The organism is Mesorhizobium sp. M2D.F.Ca.ET.226.01.1.1, from assembly GCF_004022705.2.
In the GTDB taxonomy this organism is placed as follows: domain Bacteria; phylum Pseudomonadota; class Alphaproteobacteria; order Rhizobiales; family Rhizobiaceae; genus Mesorhizobium.
On the sequence record NZ_RZOY02000004.1, the window covers coordinates 311,449 to 331,610 of the forward strand.

Sequence of the window (20,162 nt, forward strand, 5' to 3'; positions counted from 1 at the left end):
GACGCGAATGTCAGGACTGCCTAGAGCATTTTGCAGCCAAGTGGACAAGAAAAACCCGCCGGATCGCTCCGGCGGGTCTTCGTCTTCAGCCGCCCAGAATTACGGCTTGAAGTTCTGGATGTTGGCGCCGTTCGGATCTTGAATGATCCTTCGCGGCTGGCGCTGCGGCACAAGCTGCTGCAGCACGTTCGGGTTGAGCAGGATGCCGGGATTGATCTCGATTCCCGGCCGCCTGCGGATCGGCGTGCAGTCCGGGAACAGTCCGGTCGTGCCGACCGGGCATCGCCGCCTGATCAGCACCGGCTGGCACTGGCCGTCGATGAAGCGTGAGCCCGGCGCGCATTCCTGCGGCGGCTTGCGGCAGGCACCGTCGCGGATTTCGGTCCCGCGCGGGCATACGCAGTCGCCCCGCTTGTTGTGGACCTGGCCGCGGATGGTGCACTGCTCCTGGCTTGGCTTCGGCCGCACACAGGCCTTGCCCCGCACTTCCAGTCCGTCCGGGCAGGCGCAGTTGCCGTCGGCGTCGCGCAGCTGGCCGCGGATCGGGCACTGCCTGGACACGGTCGGCCGGCAGGCGCCGTCACGCACCTCCGTGCCGCGCGGACAGACGCAATCGCCGTCGCCGTTGCGGAACTGGCCACGGATGCGACACTGGGCAGGCGGCTCCTTGTCAGGCACGCAGGCCCTGGCCAGCCGGTCGAGATGTGTGCCATCCGGGCAGGTGCAGCCATTTCCGTCCGACGTCGGCACGGCGCCGCGCACCGTGCATTTCGGCGGGATGACCTGGCACACGCCGTTCACCAGCTCGCCGCGGCGGCAGACGCAATTGCCGTCCTGGTCGCGGTACTGGCCGGGATGCAGCGTGCACTGCGGCTCCTGCGGCTCTTCGCCCCGCACGCACTTGCCGTTCTCCAGATCGGTACCGCGCGGGCAGACGCAACGTCCGTCGGCGGTCCGGATCTGGCCCTGCAGCAGGACACAGCGCGGCGGTGGCGGTAGCGGCAGGAGTTTGGTGCCTCCCCCGCCAGTGCACTGCCCATTGCGGAAGGTGGTGCCCTCCGGGCAGACGCAGCGGCCGGCCGAGTTGAGCACCAGCCCATACGAGCACTGGTTCTTCACCTCATGCCTGATGGTGAAGGGGTGGCACGCATAGGCCTTGCCGCGATTGCCCTGGATGTTGGTCGCATCACGCGACAGCACCTCGCCACCTTCGACCGGCGTGTTCGGAGAAAGCACGCCGACGCAGTTCTGCCCGTTGACCGAACCCTGCAGGTTGGCGAGACGCCCATCCTCGGGAAGGATCACGGTGACATGATGGCTGTGGCTTTCGCCGGCGCCCAGCGTCAGATTGGCGATGCAGGATGCCGGCAGCGTCGTCGGCTCCGGCGAGCAGCCGAAAGGCGGGTCGACCGAGGTGATCTGAACGCCTTCCAGGCGGCCGAGGCCCTCGACACCGACCGCATCGCCGATGCGGACCGGACCGGAGAAAGCGTTCGGTCCATCGTTCGTGATGGTGATCTCGAACGAGCAGGGCGCACCTGGCTGGCACTCGGCGTCGCCGGTCTTCTCGACACGGATGGTGGAAGTGCCGCCGCCCTTCGCGCAGGCCTGGCCGATCGGGTAGACGATGTCGTCGCCCGGCGCCGGCCCGAAGCTGCCGCGCGCGCAGTTCTCGAATTCGCCATTGCCGCTCACCGTCACGTCGAAGTGCCTGGAGGTTCCAGGCGTGATCACGGCGCCTGGAATCTGGCACGACAGCGCGTTGGCGGGCGCCGGTCCGCAAGCCCATTCCGCGCCGTCAGGGGTGACGGTCAGGATCTGGACGGGCGCGCCGCCCGACACCAGGGTCGCGGCATCGCTGACCCGCACCGGGCCGGTGGGGGCGGCAGTGCCGGCATTGCTGACCGTGATCCGGCAGGAAACAGCAGCGGCACCGGCGAGCGACCCGTCGCACGTCTTGATGATGCGCAGGCCGGGCTGGCCGCCATTCGGATGGCGGATGCGCTCGGTCGCGCAGGCCTTGTTGTTGGCGAGGTCGACCTCGCCGGGAATGCCTTTCACCTCGGCGCAGTTCTCGACCGTGTCCGGCCGGTAGTTTGCCGGCATCACCGCCTTGACGACGATCGGCGTCGAGGCGCCCGGAGGCAGCGAGATGCCGGCATTGTTGCAGCGGAACTGTCCAGGCCCGTTCGGTCCGCAGATCCAGGGCGGGCTCGGCCCGAAGGTCGACGAGCTCGGCGCGCCACCGGGATAGCTGTCGATCACCGTCAGCGGCCCGTTATAGGTGTTGGTGCCGTTGTTGATGATGTCGATCACGAAGTAGCAGACGCCGTCCGGTGTGCAGACCGGGATGCGGGCGCGCTTCTTCAGGATCAGGTCGACCTTTTTCTCGACCGGAGGCTGGCACTGCGGATCGCGATCGCCACGGCGGCAGATCGGGATCGAGGCGCAGCCGCGGTCGTTGAGCTGGCTGCCGAACAACGGCTTGCCGCTGGCGCCGTAATTGTAGGCGGCGCAGTTGCGCAGCACGCTGCCCTGCCAGCCTCCGGCCGGCTTGAAGCCGAGCTTGAGGTTGACGGAAGCGCCGGGGTTGAGCGTCGTGACCGGATAGGTGCAGGTCATCGGCGTCGTGCCTGGCACGCAGACCCATGGCGCATTCGGCCCGGAGGTGAGCACGGAGCCGGCCGGCAGCGTCACCTCGTCGAGCACGATCTTGCCGTTATAGGGCGCGTCGCCGACATTGGTGACGGTGATGGTGAAGTCGCAGCCGCCGGCCATCGTGCAACGCGGCACGTCGGCATGCTTTTCGACCTTGAGGTCAGGTTCCTTGTTTTTCGGTGGGCATCTGAGGTCACGCGGGATGACGATGTCGATGACCTGCGTGCAGCAGAGCCCCCAGCCTTCCTTCGGCCCGGCATAGGTCTCGATGCCAGTGACGATGAGGTGGATGGCCTCGCCGGGCGAGGCGCCGATGATCTTCCAGTTCAGCACGCCGCCGCCGACCGGCACTTTCTGGGTGTCGGGAGCGATGATGACGCCGGGGGTGGTCGTCGACACCTGCACCCATTTGCCGCCCATCTCGGGTGCGACAGGCATGTGGTAGATGAAGGCGCCGCCGCCTGGCACGCAATCGACCGTGCCACGCTCGACCTTGAAGCATTCCTTGCTCGGAGGCGGAGGCGGCGGGTTGCATTTGGTCGGGTCGATCCTGATCGAGGTTTTCACCCCGGTGAGGAAATCGCCGTCGTCGGGCTTGTTCGGATCCTGCGAGGGGATGGTCGTTGCCGGCCCGGCCCGCAGCGAAACCTTGATCTCTCCCTGGTTGTCGACCATCACCGGCACGGGAAACGTCGCATTGTCTATCTTGGCGGTGATGCGGAAGGTTATGACGCGCTCGTTCGCAGCACCCGCGCCATCGAGGTTGGCAGCGCTGATGCGGAAGTTGGAAACGCTCGCCGTGTCGTTCGCGCCGGCCGACATGCTGATTGAAGCAGCCGGCAGCGGTCCGCCGGAGGCGCTGGTTCCGTCGCCGGCGACATCGACGCTGACGATCTCCAGCCCGTGGGGCACCTGGTCCCTGAAATCGAGCCTTGTCGCTTTGAGCAAGGCCGCCACGCTTGGCCGGTCGAAGTCCTGCGGGTCGCCGTGGATGCCGAAGCTCAGGACATATTCGACCGTATCGCAGCTTCTCTGGCCGCCTTTCTTGGTGAAGAAGGGTACGATCCGCGCAAGTTCCGCGTTGATGCCACGTGACGCCGGTTTGACGGCCTGATTGGTCGCGGCCGGAGCCTGGTCCTGGGCGAGCGCCGGCAGAGCCGGCATCATGGCGACCGCGATACCGGCCGCCATCAGCCAGCGCGCGCCGCGCCTGGCATATGACAGGGGTTTCATGATCGTCTCCATGACGGTTTTGCGCGAGGCGAAGCGGGAATGGGCGAGGTCGCTCATCTTTCCCTCCTTGGCGCTTCGCAGTCGACGGCTGGCGTTCTGAGCGGCAGCGTCATCTTGCAGCAAGGGTAGTAGCCACCCCTGGCCTGATCGGACTTGCGGTAGAAGCAGAGGCCGACATTGACGGTGTCGCCAGGATAGTGGCCGGTGATGTCGATCGTGTAGGGCTTGCCCGGAACGTGCGACATGGGGGTTGTCACCCCGACGCCGGGCGTCCTGGACTGCGCCTTGATCGAATCGCCGCCAAAGCCGGCATGGTCATGGAGAGTGAGTTCGGCCTGGAGTCCGCGCGGCGTGCAGTAATAGTGCACGTCCTCGACGTCCACGCAGGGTGGCAGGTTGCCGGGCGGCGGGAAGTCGGGCGGATAGAACGGGGGCAGATAGCCGCCGGGGATTTCCTCATAATAGCCGGCGCGGCCCTCGCACGGGCGCCAGACCCTGACGTCGCCGACATGGCCCTCGACTTCGGGGTCTTCGAAAAAACCGTCGAAATCGACGAACCAGGAGCTGAAAGGCGGTACGTTGGCCGGCTTGACCAGCGCGCTCGGCGTCAACTGCACGCCATGCACGGCAAATGGCCCGCCGGCGGCAAGCCGCTCGGCAAGCTCGGGGTTGTCGCGCAGCTTGTCGCCCGTGTTGACGACGGTGTCGGTGCACACAGATGTGTCCAGATTGCCGTCGGCGTCGTAGCCATATTGCAGGTCTACGCCGCCGGCCGACTGGCGGTTGCCTTGCGGGAAGCCGACCGCATATTCCTGCGGCACCTCGACCCAGACAGACTTCGTCGCCGGATCATCCGGGTCCTCACGCCAGTAGCGGATCAGCTCGCCTTTGCCGGAATCGGCGAAGCGGCTGTAATCGTGCCGGTTTTCGACCGGGCCGCGCTGGGCGAGATACATGAAGCCCTTGTTGTCGAAGGCGATGTCGGTGACGGCAGAGTCCTTGTCGGCCTTGACCGTCAGTTCCCAGCGCGGATCGCCGGCGAAGCTGCCGTCGCGCGCAATGCCGACCGACCAGATCTCGGACTTTTCGCCGACCGAATAATAGAGCCGGCCGCCATGATAGGAGACCGCCCAGACGCGGCGCTCGTCCTGCGTATAGCCCCAGGTCTCGGGGTCTTCGGTGTCGAAGGCCGCGCCCTGTATATCCATGACGGCGCCGTCGTCGGCGACCGGGGCAAGCCCGTGTGCCGGACGCCCGGCAACGCCATGGTCGAATGTATCGATCAGATGGCCATTGGCGTCGATGCGGTGGATCAGACCGGTGTCCAGATCGGAAGCGAAGAACTGGCGGTGGATCGGGTCGAAGGCGAGGTTGCCGATGCCCGGCCCGCTGTTGGTGTCGATGTCGGCGAATTTGGCGACCGCGCCCGTGATGCCGTCGATCTTCCAGATCGTGCCTGGACCGCCGCCATTTTCGGTGCCGAATTGGCCGTCCATGAAAATGGCGCCGGCGGCGCCGCGGCGCTGTCGCTCCGGACGCCCGTCGCTGTCGGCGTCCGGTGTCACGATCTCGACGCCGTGCAGCGAGGTCGCAGCCGCGTAGAGGTTGGGGATGCCCGACGGCACACCATCGCGCACGCCGTCATCATAGGTGAGGCCGAACACCTCGCCGACCTGCCCGGCGCTCACCTCGAAGGGTGGCGGCGTGTTGACGAGTTGGCCCGAGGCCGGGCCGCCGAGATGCGAGACGTCGAAGATGCGCAAGGATGCGCGCGAGGTGTCGATGAAGGTCTCGTCGACCGGATCGACGCCAGGCGGCAGGCCCTGATCGAAACCGGGAATGACCGTGCCGGGAAAGCCGGTGATCGCCATCGAGCCGGGATAGATGATCTGCGTTTCCTGCGCCTTCGCCACGCCGCCGAGCCAGAGGCCGCCGGACAACGCCAGAGCAAGGATCCCGCTGCTTGCTGTGATTGCGCGGCGCAAACGGCCACGATGAGAACGCACGAACGAGCCGTGAGCGCCAGACATTGAACTCCCCCCGAAGCCGCTGGGAGTAACGTCCGTTCCTGCCGCGCCAACCGGGGCAAGGCGCGGCGTTACGGCACGTTGTTCCCCGATCGAATTGTCTGCTTTCGTCTGCGTGACGATACGCCTGCTCCTGGGCAGGGTCAACGGAATCAGCCGGAAGCCCAGCGCGTCGACCCCTTCCCGAAGGCGGTGATCGCGCCGGACTCCCGTTGCTCCCGGAGACTGTGGAGTCTCTGGGTTTCTGGTCATTGCGGCTTTCCCTTTCCGGGCCGCATCATTGCGGCGCCTGGCCGTCAGTCGCGGGCCGGAGCGGAAAGGTTCATCGAAAGCGACGGCTGGAACTGTTCGCCATTTCACAGAAGCGGCGAACCGTCAGATTTTTCTATCTCACGCAAAAAAAAGACGAAAAACGCTGGACGTTTCTCCTGCCATGGCTGCCTCAGGCGGCGGGTTGGTGAACGATCACCGTATCCACTCGCCTCGGCCGAGCGCCGACACCGCGTCGACGATGCGGGTAAAGCTGGCGCGTGCCCGGCCGACGGCATGACGGGCTCTGAGGTAACCGTGCACGAGGCCGGGCTCTTCCAGCCAATATGCCCGCCCGCCGGCCGCGACGATGCGGTCACGATAGGCCTCGCCGTCGGAAGAGAGCGGGTCGCATTCGGCGGTGATCAGCACCGTCGGTGGCAGGTTTGCGAAATCGCCATCGGCGAGCGGGTAGAGCGTGATGTCGCCGGTCATATCGACGCCGCCGGTGCGGATATGCTTGTAGAAGTCGAGGTCGCGCACCGTCAGCATCGGCGCCTCGGCATGGGTGATGTACGAGCCGCGTGAGCGGTCGCCGCCGAGACCGGGATAGATCAGCACCTGACCGATCGGCTTCTTGGCATGGCCGCGCGTCGCATGCGCCACCGCGGCGCAGAGATTGCCGCCGGCGCTGTCGCCGCAAAGCAGGACAGGGCGGTCATAGGTCTTGGCGGCCCATTCGAAGGCGTCCATGGCGTCGTCGAAGGCGGCCGGATGCATATGCTCCGGCACAAGCCGGTAATCGAGCGAGACCACCTCGAAACCGGTGCGGGCGCACAGCTCGGCGCAGACATCATCATGGCTGTCCAGCCCGCCAAGGATGAAGCCGCCGCCGTGGATATAGAGCACCATGGCTGCATTGTCGGGCTCCGCGTTGCGGTAGATGCGGATCGGGATGCCGTCGGCGATGCTTGTCGTTTCCGCCGTCACGCCTTGCGGATAGCCGGCAAAGAACTCCCGGCACATCCGGTCATAGATCGCGCGCTGCTCTTCGATTGTGTAGTCGATCGTATCCGGCGGATAGTAGGAATTGGTCTTCTCGATGAAGGCCCAGGTCTCGGCGTCGATCAGCGTTTTGTAGTCGGTCATAGGGCCTGGCGCCGTCATCTCCGTAGGGTCACCTACCCTTCCACACCGGATCGCGCTTTTCCGCGAACGCCCGGAACCCTTCCATATTATCCTCGGACCCATAGAGCGTATCGACGGTCGGCAGCTGCCGACGCGTCACCTTGTTCATCGCGTCCTGGAAGGTCAGCGCCTCGGCAACCCGTGCCGTCTCCTTGATCGAGGCGAAGACCAGCGGCGGGCCGCTGGCCAAAAGCCTTGCGATCTCCCAGACCCGCTCTTCGAGCTTCTCCTTCGGCAGCACTTCGTTGACCAAGCCCCAGCGATGCGCCTCGGCGACGTCCATCCAGCGGCCGGTGAACAGGAGGTCCATGGCGATGTGGTAGGGAATGCGCTTCGGCAGCTTGATCGTCGCGGCGTCGGCCAGCGTACCGGCGCGGATCTCGGGCAGCGCGAAGGAGGAATGGTCCGAGGCGTAGATGAGGTCGCAGGACAGCGCCAACTCGAAGCCGCCGCCCACCGCCATGCCGTTGACGCAGGCGATCACCGGCTTGTTCAGGTCACGCAACTCCTGCAGGCCGGCGAAGCCGCCGACGCCATAGTCGCCGTCCACCGCGTCGCCGGCCGCGGCGGCCTTCAAATCCCAGCCGGCGCTGAAGAACTTGTCGCCGGCCGTCTTGACGATGGCGACGCGCAATTCCGGATCGTCGCGGAACGCCTTGAAGGTCTCGCCCATCAGCCGCGACGTCTTCAGGTCGATGGCGTTGGCCTTCGGCCGGTCGAGCGTCACCTCGAGGATCGCGCCCTCGCGGCGGGTGGTGATGACGTCAGGCATTCTTCTTTTCTCCAAGCACCAGCAGGGCATCCGCGATCCACGCGCCCTTTCCTTCGGCGCAGACGATCAGCGGGTTGATGTCGAGTTCCTCGATCTCGCCTTCGTTCTTCTGCACGAAGTCGGCAATGCCGGCGATGGCATCGATGGCGGCCGCGACATCGGCTTTCGGCCGGCCGCGATAGCCTTCGAGGAGAGGATAGAGCTTGAGCCCACGCAATGCCGCCTCGATATCGTCCCGTGTCGCCGGCAACATGAGCGTCACGCTGTCGCGCAACAGCTCGACCAGCACGCCGCCGGTGCCGAGCGTCATCACCACGCCGAACATCGGGTCGCGGGTGAAGCCGACGATCAGCTCGGCGACGCCGTCGCGCACCATGCGTTCGGCGTAAAGCCCCGTGCCGAGCGGCAGCAGGTCATGCGCCGCGGCGCTGACGGATTCGGCGTCCTTGAGGTTCAGCCTGACGGCGCCGACTTCCGACTTGTGCGTCACGCCGAGCGCCTTGAGAGCGACCGGGAAGCCGAGCGTCATGGAGGAGATCACCGCCTCGACAGCATTGGAAGCACGCTCGCCCTTCGGCACCGGCAGGCCGGCCTTGATCAGCTTTTCCTTGGCTTCGGCCTCGTCCGGCGTGACGCGCGTCGCTTCGGACGCTCCCGCCGCTGTGGTGTCGACCGGCTGCGCCTGCGGCTCGCGCCAGGCCCAGCCGATGAAGGCCGCGGCCTGGGCGGCATCCATGGCTTCCGAGATGCCGAACAACGGCACCATGCCGCGCGCCATAAGCCCGGCGGTATATTCCTCGGGCAGGTTCTCCGGCAGCGAGGACACGATCGCGCCTTGCGCCTTGTTGGTCTTCAGCGCCGCCTCGAAGGCGCGCAGCGTCGTCCACCAGTCGACGTCGGAACAGCGATCGGGGCGCGGGAAGTCGAGCACCAGCATGTTCAAGTCGAAGCCGCCCGACACCATGGCGGTGAAGGTGGCGGTCATCGCCGGCTCGTTGTTCCAGATGAAGGTGTGGTAGTCGAGCGGATTGGCGACCGCGACCAGCGGTCCGAGCGTCGATTTCACATGCGCGCGGTGCTCGGCGGTCAGCGTCGGGAAATGCACCCAGCGCCCTTCGGCGCTGTCGGCCATCACCGAAGCCTCGCCGCCCGAGCAGCTCATCGACGAGAGCCTGTAGCCGGGCAGCGGCCCGGTGACGTGCAGGAGCTTCAGCGCCTCGATGAACGCGGGTATGGAATCGACGCGCGCGATGCCCAGGCGCTTCAGGAAAGCGCCGGAGGCGGCATCCGAGCCCGCGAGCGAGGCGGTGTGCGACACCGTCGCCTGCCGCGCCTGTTCGGACCGCCCCACCTTCATGGCGATGATCGGCTTTCTCAGCTCGCGCGCCCGTGCCGCCAGCTTCTCAAAGCCGGCGACCGAGTCGAAGGCTTCGATATGCATGCCGAGCGAGGTGACGCGCTCGTCCTCGATCAGGCCGAGCGCCATTTCGGAGAGCCCGGTCTGCGCCTGGTTGCCGGCCGTCATCAGGAAGGCGATCGGCAGGCCGCGCTTCTGCATCGTCATGTTGATGGCGATGTTGGAGGATTGGGTGATGATGGCCACGCCCTTGCCGCCCTCGGGCAGCCTTATGCCGCCATGCTGGTCGGGCCACAACAGCGCGCCGTCGGCATAGTTGATCAGGCCGTAGCAGTTCGGGCCGATGATCGGCATCTCACCGGCTGCGGCGACGAGTTCGGCCTGCAGCCGCTCGCCATCCTCGTCATAGGCCTCGGTTTCAAGGAAGCCCGCGGCGAAACAGACGGCGCCGCCGGCGCCGCGCTCGGCCAGCGCCTTGATCACCTCGATGGTGAGATGCCGGTTGACACCGACGAAGGCGGCGTCCGGGGCACCGGGCAGGTCGGCGACGGAGCGGTAGGCCTTGCGGCCGGCGACCTCCTCCTTGGTCGGATGCACCGGCCAGATTTCGCCGGCAAATCCCATCTTGATCGATTGCGCCACGACAGCGGCGGCCTGCGCCCCGCCGAACACGGCGATCGATTTCGGGCGCAGGAGACGTTCGAGTTTATGCATGGTCATCTTTTCGTTTGAGCATGATCCCGTCCAAAGCCGGATCCCAGCTTTGGCGCATCATGCTCTAAGCTCCGAACGGACGCAGCAGCGCCCGCGAAATAATATGTCGCTGAATCTCCGACGTACCTTCCCAGATGCGCTCGACGCGCGCGTCCCGCCAGATGCGCTCCAGCGGCAGGTCGTCCATCAGCCCCATGCCGCCATGGATCTGGATGGCTTCGTCGGCGACATAGGCCAGCATTTCCGTGGCCTTCAGCTTGGCCATCGCCATGTCCTGGTCGGTGACGGTGCCCTGATCGTACTTCCAGCCGGCTTCGAACACCATCAAATCGGCGGCCTTCAGCTCCGTCGCCATGTCGGCGAGCTTGAAGGAAACGCCCTGGAACTTGCCGATCTGCTGGCCGAACTGCTGGCGCTGCGCGGCATATTCGATGGCATGCGAGAGCGCCCGTTCGGCCCGGCCAAGACAGGTTGCGCCGACCTGAAGCCGCGTGGCGCCAAGCCAGGAGTTGGCGACATCGAAGCCTTTATGCACTTCGCCCAGCACCTGGCTCGCCGGCAGCCGGCAGTCGTCGAATTCGAGGATCGAGTTGGTGTAGCCGCGATGTGAGACGTTGCGGTAGCCGTCGCGCACCGAAAAACCCTTTGTGCCCTTGTCGACGAAGAAGGCGGTGATCTTCTTGCGCTTGCCGCGCGGCGAATCCTCTTCGCCCGAGGCCATGAAGACGATGGCGAAATCGGCGAGATCGGCATGCGAGATGAAGTGCTTGGTGCCGTTGAGCACCCAGTCGGAGCCGTCCTGAACGGCGGTCGCCTTCATGCCGCGCAGGTCGGAGCCGGCGCCCGGCTCGGTCATCGCAAGACAATCCCATTTCTCGCCGCGGATGCAGGGAAAGAGGTATTTCTCGCGCTGCTCCGGCGTGCCGGCGAGCAGGATGTTGGAGGGACGCGCCACGCAGGTCCAGTGCAGTGCGTAATTGGCGCGGCCGAGCTCCTTCTCGTAGAGCAGCCAGCTCACCGTATCGAGGCCGGCGCCGCCGACATCGGCCGGCATGTTGGCCGCGTAGAGGCCGGCTTCGATCGCCTTCGCCTTCAGCTCGTCGATCAGATCGCGGCGCAGCTCGCCGGTGCGCTCCACCTCGCGCTCATGTGGGTAAAGCTCGTTCTCGACGAAGGCACGCGTCGTCTCGACGATGAGTTTTTGTTCCTCGGAAAGACCGAAATCCATGGCTCAGCCCTTCTTCTTGCCGCTCTTCTTCTTCGGCTTCTCGACCTTCACCGCCTTGGCCGGTTTCGCGGCCTTTTCCGGCTTCGCGGCCTTCTTCGCCGGCTTGGCCGCTTCGGCCTTGGCCGTAACCTTGCCGGAAACCTTCTTCGCCGCCAGCTTGGCGAGCTGCCGGGTATAATCCTTGTGCAGCGCGCCAGCGCCCCAGCCCTTGCCCTTGTTCTGCTTCGACAGCGCTTCCATGATCGCGACCAGATTGTCGTCGCGGATACGCTCCAATTCGCGGATCGACAGGCCGTGCGCCTGCTCGTCCGATTGGGTGGCGATCAGGTCGACCAGCTCGTCGTTGAATTCCGGCACGTCCATCAGCTTGGTCCAGGGCCATTTCAGGCAAGGCCCGAACTGCGCCATAAAGTGGCGCATGCCGGCCTCGCCGCCGGCGACCCGATAGACCTGGAACATGCCCATCTGCGCCCAGCGCAGGCCGAAGGAATAGCGCATGATGTCGTCGAGTTCCTCGACGGTGCAGATGCCGTCCTTGACCAGCCACAGCGCCTCGCGCCAGGCGGCTTCGAGCAGGCGGTCGCCGACGAAGGCCTCGATCTCCTTGCGCACCACCACCGGCTTCATGCCGATCGAGGCATAGATCTCCTTGGCGACCTCGATGGCTTCCGGGAAAGTCTGCTGGCCGCCGACGATCTCGACCAGCGGCAGAAGATAGACCGGGTTGAACGGATGGCCGACGACCAGCCGCTCCGGATGCTTCTTCATCGCCACCTGCATGTCCGTCGGCTTGATGCCGGAGGTGGAGGAACCGACGATGGCGTTGGCCGGCGCATGCGTGTCGATCTCGGCCAGCACCTTGTGCTTGAGGTCCAGCCGCTCCGGCACGCTCTCCTGGATGAAATCGGCATCGGCGACCGCCTCGGCGATGGTCTTGGCATAGGTCAGCTTGCCTTCCTTGGGCAGGCCGCCCGGCAGCATCTGCTTGTAGGCGCGACGCGCGCCCTTCATCACTTCGCCAACCTTGCGCGACGCTTCCGGATCCGGATCGAAGATCGAGACGTCGATGCCGTTCAAGAGCAGCCGCGCCACCCAGCCCGCGCCGATGACACCGCCGCCGATGGCGGCCGCCTTGTTGATGATGCTCATGGTCAGGCTCCGGTTCTGGTCTTGGCTGTTTCAGGGTTGGTGAGGGCCACGCGCTCGCCAGTGCGGATCACCGCCGGGTCGTAGGCCTTGCGGGCGAAGACTTCGAGCACGAAGGGCCGGAAGAACTCGATCGGCAAAGTCTCGTAGTCGGGATCGAAGCTCGACTGGTCCCAGCGCTCGCAGAACTGGTCGCAATCGTCGAAATAGGCATGGCCGGCGAAGCGGTCGCGTGCGTGCCGGTTGCCGCCGAGGTGATGCGCGTAATAGAGGCGCTGGAAGTCGCCGTGCTTTTCGACGACCCAGGTGCATTGCTCGCGCACGAAGGGCTTCAGGATCGTCGCGGCATATTCGTCGTGGTTGTAGGGCGCGTAGATGTCGCCGATATCGTGCAGCAGCGCGCAAACGATCCAGTCGGTATCGGCCCCGTCCTGCCAGGCGCGCGTCGCCGCCTGCAGCGAATGACCGAGCCGGGTGATCTTGTAGCCGGACAGGCCTTCGTCGAGCTGAACCAGCGCGTCGAGCAGCCGCTCGCCGGTCTTGGCGGCGTAGTCGATCTCATGGGCGGTCAGGAATTCGTAGTCTTCCTTGTCGCCGTCCTTCATCGCGGTGAATTTGACGGTAGCCATCTGGAGCTCCGCTTTACGCCGCGGCTGCGATCGGCGCCCGCTTGGTCAGGTTGAGCTTCTTGCGCACTTCCTCTGGCCCGAGGATCCGGGCGCCGAGATTGGTGACGATGCTGGCCGCGCGCTCGACCAGCTGCGCGTTGGTCGCCAGAACGCCCTTGTCGAGCCAGAGATTGTCCTCCAGGCCGACGCGGACATTGCCGCCGGCAAGCACCGCGGCCGCGGCATAGGCCATCTGGTTGCGGCCGATCGAGAAGGCCGACCAGTTCCAGGTCGACGGCACGTTGTTGACCATCGCCATGAAGGTGTTGAGGTCGTCCGGCGCGCCCCACGGCACACCCATGCAGAGCTGCACCAGCGCGTCCGCGTTGAGCACCTTCTCCTCGACCAGCTGCTTGGCGAACCACAGATGCCCGGTGTCGAAGGCCTCGATCTCCGGCTTGACGCCCAACGCCGTCATCATGCCGCCCATGGCGCGCAGCATGCCGGGCGTGTTGGTCATGACATAGTCGGCCTCAGCGAAATTCATCGTGCCGCAATCCAGCGTGCAGATCTCCGGCAGGCACTGGCGCACATGCTCCATGCGGTTGGTGGCGCCGCCCATGTCGGTGCCCTTCTCGTTCAGCGGCAGCGGCGCCTCTGGCGAGCCGAACACCATGTCGCCGCCCATGCCGGCGGTGAGGTTCAGCACCACGTCGACATTGGCCTCGCGGATGCGATCGGTCACTTCGCGGTAGAGCTGCACGTCGCGCCTGGGCTTGCCGGTCTCGGGGTCGCGCACATGGCAGTGGACGATCGCGGCGCCCGCCTTGGCCGCGTCGATCGCCGAATCGGCGATCTGCTTGGGCGAGCGCGGCACATGGGGGCTGCGGTCCTGCGTGCCGCCGGAGCCAGTCACGGCACAGGTAATGAAAACCTCACGGTTCATCGCAAGCGGCATCGTCTATCCTCCCAGGGTCGATCGGCCGTGCATGCGCCAAAAGAGGAAGCCTGTTGGGCTATGCACGGGACGGATACAGAATGACCGACTTGCCGGAAACTGTTTTGCGTTTTACGAAGCACTCATGATCAAAAGCGAAAAGCCGACCATCTTTCGGCCCGAGCGCGAAACCCTCAAGGTGACGTTCCTTGTGTTTTCCGGCTCGTCGATCATGTGCGTCGCCTCGGCGGTCGACCCGTTGCGCGCCGCCAACCGCATCTCGGGCGAGACGCTGTTCGATTTCAAGCTGGTCTCGGTCACCGGCGAGGCGCCGGTCACCACTTGCGGCCTGCCGGTTGCGGTCAGCGGCCGCTTCGACGCCGCCGAGCCGACCGACATGCTGGTCGTCGTCGCCGGCTTCGGCACGCAGAATTATGCCACCTCGGCGCTGCTCGCCGGTCTGCGTCGCGCGGCGCGCGCGGCCCGCGCCTGCGGCGGTGTCGAGGCCGGTACCTGGCTGGTGGCGCGCGCCGGCCTGCTCGAAGGCCGCAGCGCCACCACCCATTGGGAGGACATGGAGGATTTCTCCGCCGCCTTTCCCGGCGTCGATGTGCGACCGGACCGCTATGTCATCGACGGTCCGGTCTTCACGTCCGGCGGCGCCTCGCCGACCTTCGACCTGATGCTGCATCTGGTTCGCACCAGGCTCGGCATGGCAGCGGCGCTCGATGTGGCGAGCGTGTTCATCTACGACCAGGCGCGCGCCGCGACCGACGCGCAGCCGCTGGTCTCGCTCGGCCGTCTCGACGGCTACGATCCACGCCTCGCCCAGGCGATCCGGCTGATGGAAGCGCATGTCGATCAGCCGCTCACCATCGACGCCGTGGCCAAACGCGCCGGCGTGACGGCGCGGACGCTGGAAAGCATCTTCCGCAAGTCGATCGGCGAGACGCCGGGCGCCTACTATCTGAGGCTGCGCCTCGGCGCAGCCCGCCGCCTAGTGGTCGACACGCGAATTGCCATGGCGGACATCGCCGGGCGTACCGGCTTTTCGTCCGCAGCAGCGTTTTCCAGGGCGTTTTCCAGAGCTTTCGGCGAGGCGCCGGTCAGACTGCGGCGCGGCTAGTGCATGTCGCCCAAAAGTGCGCAGCGGTTTTGGGGTCACGACATGCATCAAACAAAGATTACAGCGCGTCCCTCGAGGCCGCTTCGGCGCGACGCGCTTTAAGTATCCACTCGGTTGCCGCCGTGAGATCGTCGACGATCGCGGTCGGAGCCGGATCGAAGCGCGCTTCATCGCCCGGACGGTATTTGCCGGCGCGCACCAGCAGGGCCGCGCCAAGCCCGGCGTTGAGCGCCCCGGCGACATCGCTCTCCGCATCGTCGCCGACCATAACCGCGTCGGCCGCCGGGCAGTCCAGGTCCGCAAGCGCCGAGAGAAAGAAATCCGGCGACGGCTTGCCGAGCACCACGGGGCTTCGGCCGCTGGCGAATTCAAGCGCCGCGACGAAGGCGCCGGCGTCGAGGCTGAGCAGCCCGTCGGCATCCCTGAAAGTGCGGTTGACGGCAAGCGCCACGAAATCGGCGCCGGCAACCAGTTCGCGGAAAGCGCGGTTGAGGCTGGCATGGTCGAAGCCCTCGCCCGCATCGCCGACGACGACGGCTCGGCCGCTCCCGCCTTCCAGCCCGGCAAACTCGACCTCGAGGTCGGGATGGACGAGCAGATGCGGTTGGCAGCCATGCCTGCGTAGCCATTCGACCGCGGCACGCGCCGGCGTCAGCAGTTCCTCGTCCGCGACGTCGATACCCATTCCGCCGAGCTGCGCGATGATTGCGCTGCGCGGCGAGCGGGTCGTATTGCTGACGAAGCGGAGCGGCAGGCCGGCATTGCGCAGGTGTTCAATGGCCTCAGCGGCACCTGTTATCGGGGTGTCGCCATCATAGACGACACCCAGGAGATCCAGGAGCACCGCGCGTATCATCGCTGAAAGATGGAGAAACAGTCTCCGTTCGTCAAACCAGAGAAGATTCGGGCCAGGGAAGATTCGGGCCAAGAAGGCTCAGGCCGCGGAAGAATCAGGCAGCGTCGCGGCCTTCGCCGACAAGGCGCGAGCGCATGCTCTTGGCCAGCGCCGTCTCGAGCCGCGCGGCGACCGCGCGATCCCATTCATTTGTCTTGCTGGCGCCGTCTTTCGAATGCGGCAGCGCCATCAGCCGGTCGATGATCGAGCCAGCCTCGCTGGGAGAGAGCAGGGCGTCGATTTCGCGTTCGTGCTGCATACGTTTCGCCTCCTTCTTTCCTTCCCGCCACTGAAGCCATGTTTATACGAAATCCGTGACGGCTGTTTGAAGGCAAGAACGAGGTCATTGAGGGGCAGCGCGGGCAAAGTTTTGTCAGCCGCCTGCAAATCGCGGCAACGCGATTCCCGGCGCACTTTTGCGCTGTGATAAGAGAATGCCGCGGCGGCTTGTTGACCGCACACGGCAGATTTCAGTGTTCCGATCGGATGTCAGACGTAGCGGTTGACGATGTTTTCGAGCAGCTCCTGCCGGCCGGAGCGCGGCTGCGGTTCGATCTTCTTCTTCACCACGCGTTCGGCGATTTCCTCCAGCGTGCGCTTGCCCGCAAGCATCGCCTTGCCTTCGGCGGTGTTCCAGCCGGCATAGCGTTCGGCGAGCGGACCGGACAGGGCCTTGTCCTCGATCATCTTCGCCGCCGCCTTCAGGCCGCGCGCGCAGGCATCCATGCCCCCGATATGGCCGATCAGGAGATCGTCCGGGTCGAGCGACTGCCGCCGGAGCTTGGCGTCGAAATTGGTGCCGCCGGTCTTGAAGCCGCCGCCCTGCAGCACCTGGTAATAGGCCAACGCCATTTCCGGCACATTGTTGGGGAACTGGTCGGTGTCCCAGCCCGACTGGTAGTCGTTGCGGTTCATGTCGATCGAGCCGAAGATGCCCAGCGCATTCGCCAGAGCAAGCTCGTGCTCGAAGGAATGGCCGGCAAGGATCGCATGGCCCTGCTCGATGTTGAGCTTGACCTCCTTCTCCAGCCCGAAGCGCTTAAGGAAGCCATACACAGTGGCGACGTCATAGTCGTACTGGTGTTTTGTGGGCTCCTGTGGCTTCGGCTCGATCAGGACCGTGCCCTTGAAACCAATCTTGTGCTTGTAGTCGACGACGAGATTGAGGAAGCGGCCGGCCTGCTCCTGCTCGCGGGCAAGGTCGGTGTTGAGCAAGGTCTCATAGCCCTCGCGCCCGCCCCACAGCACATAGTTCTCGCCCTTCAGCTTCTTGGTGACGTCGATGCATTTCTTCACCGTCGCCGCCGCATAGGCAAACACATCCGGATCGGGATTGGTGGCCGCGCCCGACATGAAGCGGCGATGCGAGAACAGGTTCGCCGTGCCCCAGAGCAGCTTGACCCCGGTCTCTTTCATTTTGTCGGCGAAATAGTCGGTGATCTCGTCGAGGCGCGCCGCACTCTCGGAGAAATCCTTGCCTTCCGGGCGCACATCGGCGTCGTGGAAGCAGAAATAGGGAGCGCCGAGCAGCGAGAACATCTCGAAGGCAACGTCGGCCTTGAGCTTGGCCAACTCCATCGTGTCGATGCCGCCCGGCTTGGCGAACCAAGGCCGGTCGAAGGTCTGGCCGCCGAACGGGTCGCCGCCCGGCCAGGCGAAGGAATGCCAGTAGGCGACGGCGAAGCGCAGATGGTCTTCCAGCCGCTTGCCGGCAACGACCTCGTCCGGATTGTAGAAACGGTAGGCCAGCGGATTGGTCGAATCCGGCCCCTCGTATTTGATCTTTTTGATGTCGCCGAAAAATCCGCTGCTCATAGTTTCCTTCCTCTCCGGGGGGCATTCGCCCGATTACCTCAGGCGTAATTGGTTTCGCTCTTTCGCGGGGCCAAAACGGTCAGGTCGAAACGATCCAACGAAGGAACACGACCATGACCGACCTCAACATGATCGCCCGCAACTACATTGCCGCCTGGAACGAGGCGGACGCGACCCGCCGCAAGGTGCTGCTCGAAGCGGCCTTCACCAAGGACGTCGCCTATCGCGACCCGGTCATGCAAGGCGACGGCCATGACGGCATCGCGGCACTGATCGACGGCGTGCAGCAGCGCTTCGCCGGCTTCCGGTTTTCGCTGAAGGGCGAGCCGGACGGTTTCGCCGACCGCATCCGCTTTTCGTGGAATCTTGGGCCGGAAGGCACGGAGTCGGTCATTGAAGGCACCGACATCGGCGTCATCGAGAACGGGCGGTTGAAGAGTGTTACCGGGTTTTTGGACAAGGTGCCGGCGCAACAAGGCTAGCTGGGGAGGTGGGGTGCGAGACCCCCCTCTCTGGCCTGCCTGCTCCGGCCCTTCGCTATCGCTCCGGGCGTTCGTCGTTCGGAAAGCCAAGCAGTTGGCTTTCCGTCCGCTGCGCGGGCCTCTCCTCACCCCCCTCAAGGCGGGAGATCGGCTGTCACTCCGGCCTTCGCCAATCGCCAGCGTCGTAGGAATGAGCGAGGCGCCCCAACTGCCAATCTCCCCCCTTGAGGGGGAGATGCCCGGCAGGGCAGAGAGGGGGGCCTCGCGCCCACTCACGCAGTTACAGCCCTTATCGCCGGATAGAGCGCGCGATACCTTTGATAGGCATCAGCAAAAGCCCCACCAAGCCCCGCATCCGGCTCAATCGTCGCATCTGTCGCCGGCGCGGTGCACACCGCCAGCGGATCGGTCCCAGTCGCGGCGATCAACCCAAGCCTTGCCGCGCCAAACGCCGCGCCGAAGTCGCCGTCGGCGGGAATGTCGACCGGCACCTGCAATGCCGTCGCAATCGCCTTCAGCCAGTAGCGTGAGCGCGAGCCGCCGCCGATCGCGGTCACCCGGCTCAATGTCGTGCCGGCCGTCTTCAGCGCTTCGAGGCTGTCACGGAACGCAAAGGCGACGCCTTCCAGCACCGCCTGCGTCAGCACGGCACGGCTGGATTCATGCCCGAGCCCGGTGAAGGAGCCGCGAATGGCGGAGTCGTTGTGCGGCGTGCGCTCGCCCGACAGGTAAGGCAGGAAGGAGACGCCCGCCGGCGCCTTGAGCGCGTCGCCGAGCTCGCCGGTCAGCTCGCCGGCGCCTTTGCCGGTGACCTCCGACAGCCAATTGAGCGAATCGGTGGCTGACAGAATGACGCCCATCTGGTGCCAGGTCTCGGGCAGCGCATGGCAGAACGTGTGCACCGCACTTTCGGGATTGGGCAGGTAGGAGGCGTTGGCGGCGAAGAGCACGCCTGACGTGCCGAGCGACACGAAAGCATGCCCGGCGCCGACCGTGCCCATGCCGCAAGCCGAGGCCGCATTGTCGCCGGCGCCGCCGGCAACCGGAATCCCGGCCGCGATGCCCCATTTCGATGCCAGCTCGCCGCGCAAGGCGCCTGCCTTGGCCGTGCCTTCCACCAGCGACGGCATGTGCTTTTCGTCGAGCGACGTCGCCGCCAGCAGTTCGGGCGCCCAGCGCCGCTTGCCGACATCGAGCCAGGAGGTGCCGGCCGAATCCGACATTTCCGAGATACGCTCGCCGGTCAGCCAGAGCCGCAAATAGTCCTTGGGCAGCAGGACCTTCGTCACCTTGGCAAAAATCGCAGGCTCGTTGTTCTTCACCCAGCCGAGCTTCGGGGCGGTGAAGCCCGGGAAAACGATGTTGCCTGTGAGCTTGCGGAAGCGCGGATCGGCATCGAGCGCGGCGGCCTCGGCATGGCTGCGCGTGTCGTTCCAAAGGATGCAGGGGCGCAGCACCTTGTCCGAGGCGTCGAGCAGGGTGGCGCCATGCATCTGGCCGGAAAGGCCGATGCCCTTGACCGCGGCAAGCTCCTTCGGGTGCGAAGCCTTGAGTTCGGAAATCGCCGTCTGGCAGGCCTCGATCCAATGCGCCGGGTCCTGCTCCGACCAGCCCGGATGCGGCCGCGAGATGTCAAGCGAACCATGGCCGGAACCGATGACCTTCTGGCCATCATCGATCAGCAGCGCCTTGACGCCCGAAGTGCCCAGGTCGAGGCCGAGATACAT

At 65.5% G+C, this 20,162-nt stretch carries 15 protein-coding genes; 2 read left to right on the top strand and 13 right to left on the bottom strand.

Annotated elements, in window-relative coordinates:
- Window positions 1–99: 99 nt before the first annotated feature.
- The 9 genes from EN869_RS11700 to EN869_RS11740 form a co-directional block, all read right to left on the bottom strand.
- Window positions 100–3,948, bottom strand: coding sequence for a DUF11 domain-containing protein (locus EN869_RS11700; RefSeq protein WP_127226625.1), 3,849 nt, complete (start codon window positions 3,946–3,948; stop codon window positions 100–102).
- Complete coding sequence (locus EN869_RS11705; RefSeq protein ID WP_127226624.1) at window positions 3,945–5,921, bottom strand: hypothetical protein; 1,977 nt, start codon at window positions 5,919–5,921, stop codon at window positions 3,945–3,947. The genes EN869_RS11700 and EN869_RS11705 overlap by 4 nt, the downstream gene beginning before the upstream one ends.
- 462 nt (window positions 5,922–6,383) lie before the next feature.
- Entirely contained in the window at window positions 6,384–7,316 is a 933-nt protein-coding gene (locus EN869_RS11710; RefSeq protein WP_127226623.1) for an alpha/beta hydrolase, read from the bottom strand.
- Window positions 7,317–7,344: 28 nt separating this feature from the next.
- Window positions 7,345–8,127, bottom strand: coding sequence for a carnitinyl-CoA dehydratase (locus EN869_RS11715; protein WP_127226622.1), 783 nt, complete (start codon window positions 8,125–8,127; stop codon window positions 7,345–7,347).
- On the bottom strand, window positions 8,120–10,198 hold the full coding sequence (locus EN869_RS11720; RefSeq protein ID WP_127226891.1) for an acetate--CoA ligase family protein: 2,079 nt from the start codon (window positions 10,196–10,198) through the stop codon (window positions 8,120–8,122). The genes EN869_RS11715 and EN869_RS11720 overlap by 8 nt, the downstream gene beginning before the upstream one ends.
- A 64-nt stretch (window positions 10,199–10,262) precedes the next feature.
- Window positions 10,263–11,426 (bottom strand): acyl-CoA dehydrogenase, encoded by a 1,164-nt coding sequence (locus EN869_RS11725; protein WP_127226621.1) that lies wholly within the window; start codon window positions 11,424–11,426, stop codon window positions 10,263–10,265.
- Between the two features lie 3 nt (window positions 11,427–11,429).
- Window positions 11,430–12,575 (bottom strand): carnitine 3-dehydrogenase, encoded by a 1,146-nt coding sequence (locus EN869_RS11730; protein WP_127226620.1) that lies wholly within the window; start codon window positions 12,573–12,575, stop codon window positions 11,430–11,432.
- A 2-nt stretch (window positions 12,576–12,577) separates the two neighbouring features.
- Complete coding sequence (locus tag EN869_RS11735) at window positions 12,578–13,201, bottom strand: HD domain-containing protein (protein ID WP_127226619.1); 624 nt, start codon at window positions 13,199–13,201, stop codon at window positions 12,578–12,580.
- A gap of 13 nt (window positions 13,202–13,214) precedes the next feature.
- Window positions 13,215–14,138 carry a 3-keto-5-aminohexanoate cleavage protein gene (locus EN869_RS11740; RefSeq protein ID WP_127226618.1) on the bottom strand — a complete coding sequence of 308 codons (924 nt, stop codon included), beginning with the start codon at window positions 14,136–14,138 and terminating at the stop codon, window positions 13,215–13,217.
- Window positions 14,139–14,262: 124 nt separating this feature from the next.
- Between EN869_RS11740 and EN869_RS11745 the strand changes: the two genes are divergently transcribed.
- Entirely contained in the window at window positions 14,263–15,243 is a 981-nt protein-coding gene (locus tag EN869_RS11745) for a GlxA family transcriptional regulator (protein ID WP_127226617.1), read from the top strand.
- 58 nt (window positions 15,244–15,301) lie between these two features.
- On the opposite strand, the gene EN869_RS11750 is transcribed toward EN869_RS11745, so the two are convergent.
- The 3 genes from EN869_RS11750 to xylA all read right to left on the bottom strand — a co-directional run bounded on the left by EN869_RS11750 (window position 15,302) and on the right by xylA (window position 17,953).
- On the bottom strand, window positions 15,302–16,087 hold the full coding sequence (locus tag EN869_RS11750) for a TIGR01458 family HAD-type hydrolase (RefSeq protein ID WP_348630836.1): 786 nt from the start codon (window positions 16,085–16,087) through the stop codon (window positions 15,302–15,304).
- Window positions 16,088–16,193: 106 nt separating this feature from the next.
- Complete coding sequence (locus EN869_RS11755) at window positions 16,194–16,397, bottom strand: hypothetical protein (RefSeq protein WP_127226615.1); 204 nt, start codon at window positions 16,395–16,397, stop codon at window positions 16,194–16,196.
- A 230-nt stretch (window positions 16,398–16,627) separates the two neighbouring features.
- On the bottom strand, window positions 16,628–17,953 hold the full coding sequence (gene xylA / locus EN869_RS11760; RefSeq protein WP_127226614.1) for a xylose isomerase: 1,326 nt from the start codon (window positions 17,951–17,953) through the stop codon (window positions 16,628–16,630).
- A 113-nt stretch (window positions 17,954–18,066) separates the two neighbouring features.
- Between xylA and EN869_RS11765 the strand changes: the two genes are divergently transcribed.
- Window positions 18,067–18,435 carry a nuclear transport factor 2 family protein gene (locus EN869_RS11765; RefSeq protein ID WP_127226613.1) on the top strand — a complete coding sequence of 123 codons (369 nt, stop codon included), beginning with the start codon at window positions 18,067–18,069 and terminating at the stop codon, window positions 18,433–18,435.
- Window positions 18,436–18,707: 272 nt separating this feature from the next.
- Here EN869_RS11765 and xylB read toward each other — a convergent pair whose 3' ends face one another.
- Window positions 18,708–20,162: a xylulokinase gene (xylB, locus tag EN869_RS11775; protein ID WP_127226611.1), complete on the bottom strand. Its 1,455-nt coding sequence runs from the start codon at window positions 20,160–20,162 to the stop codon at window positions 18,708–18,710.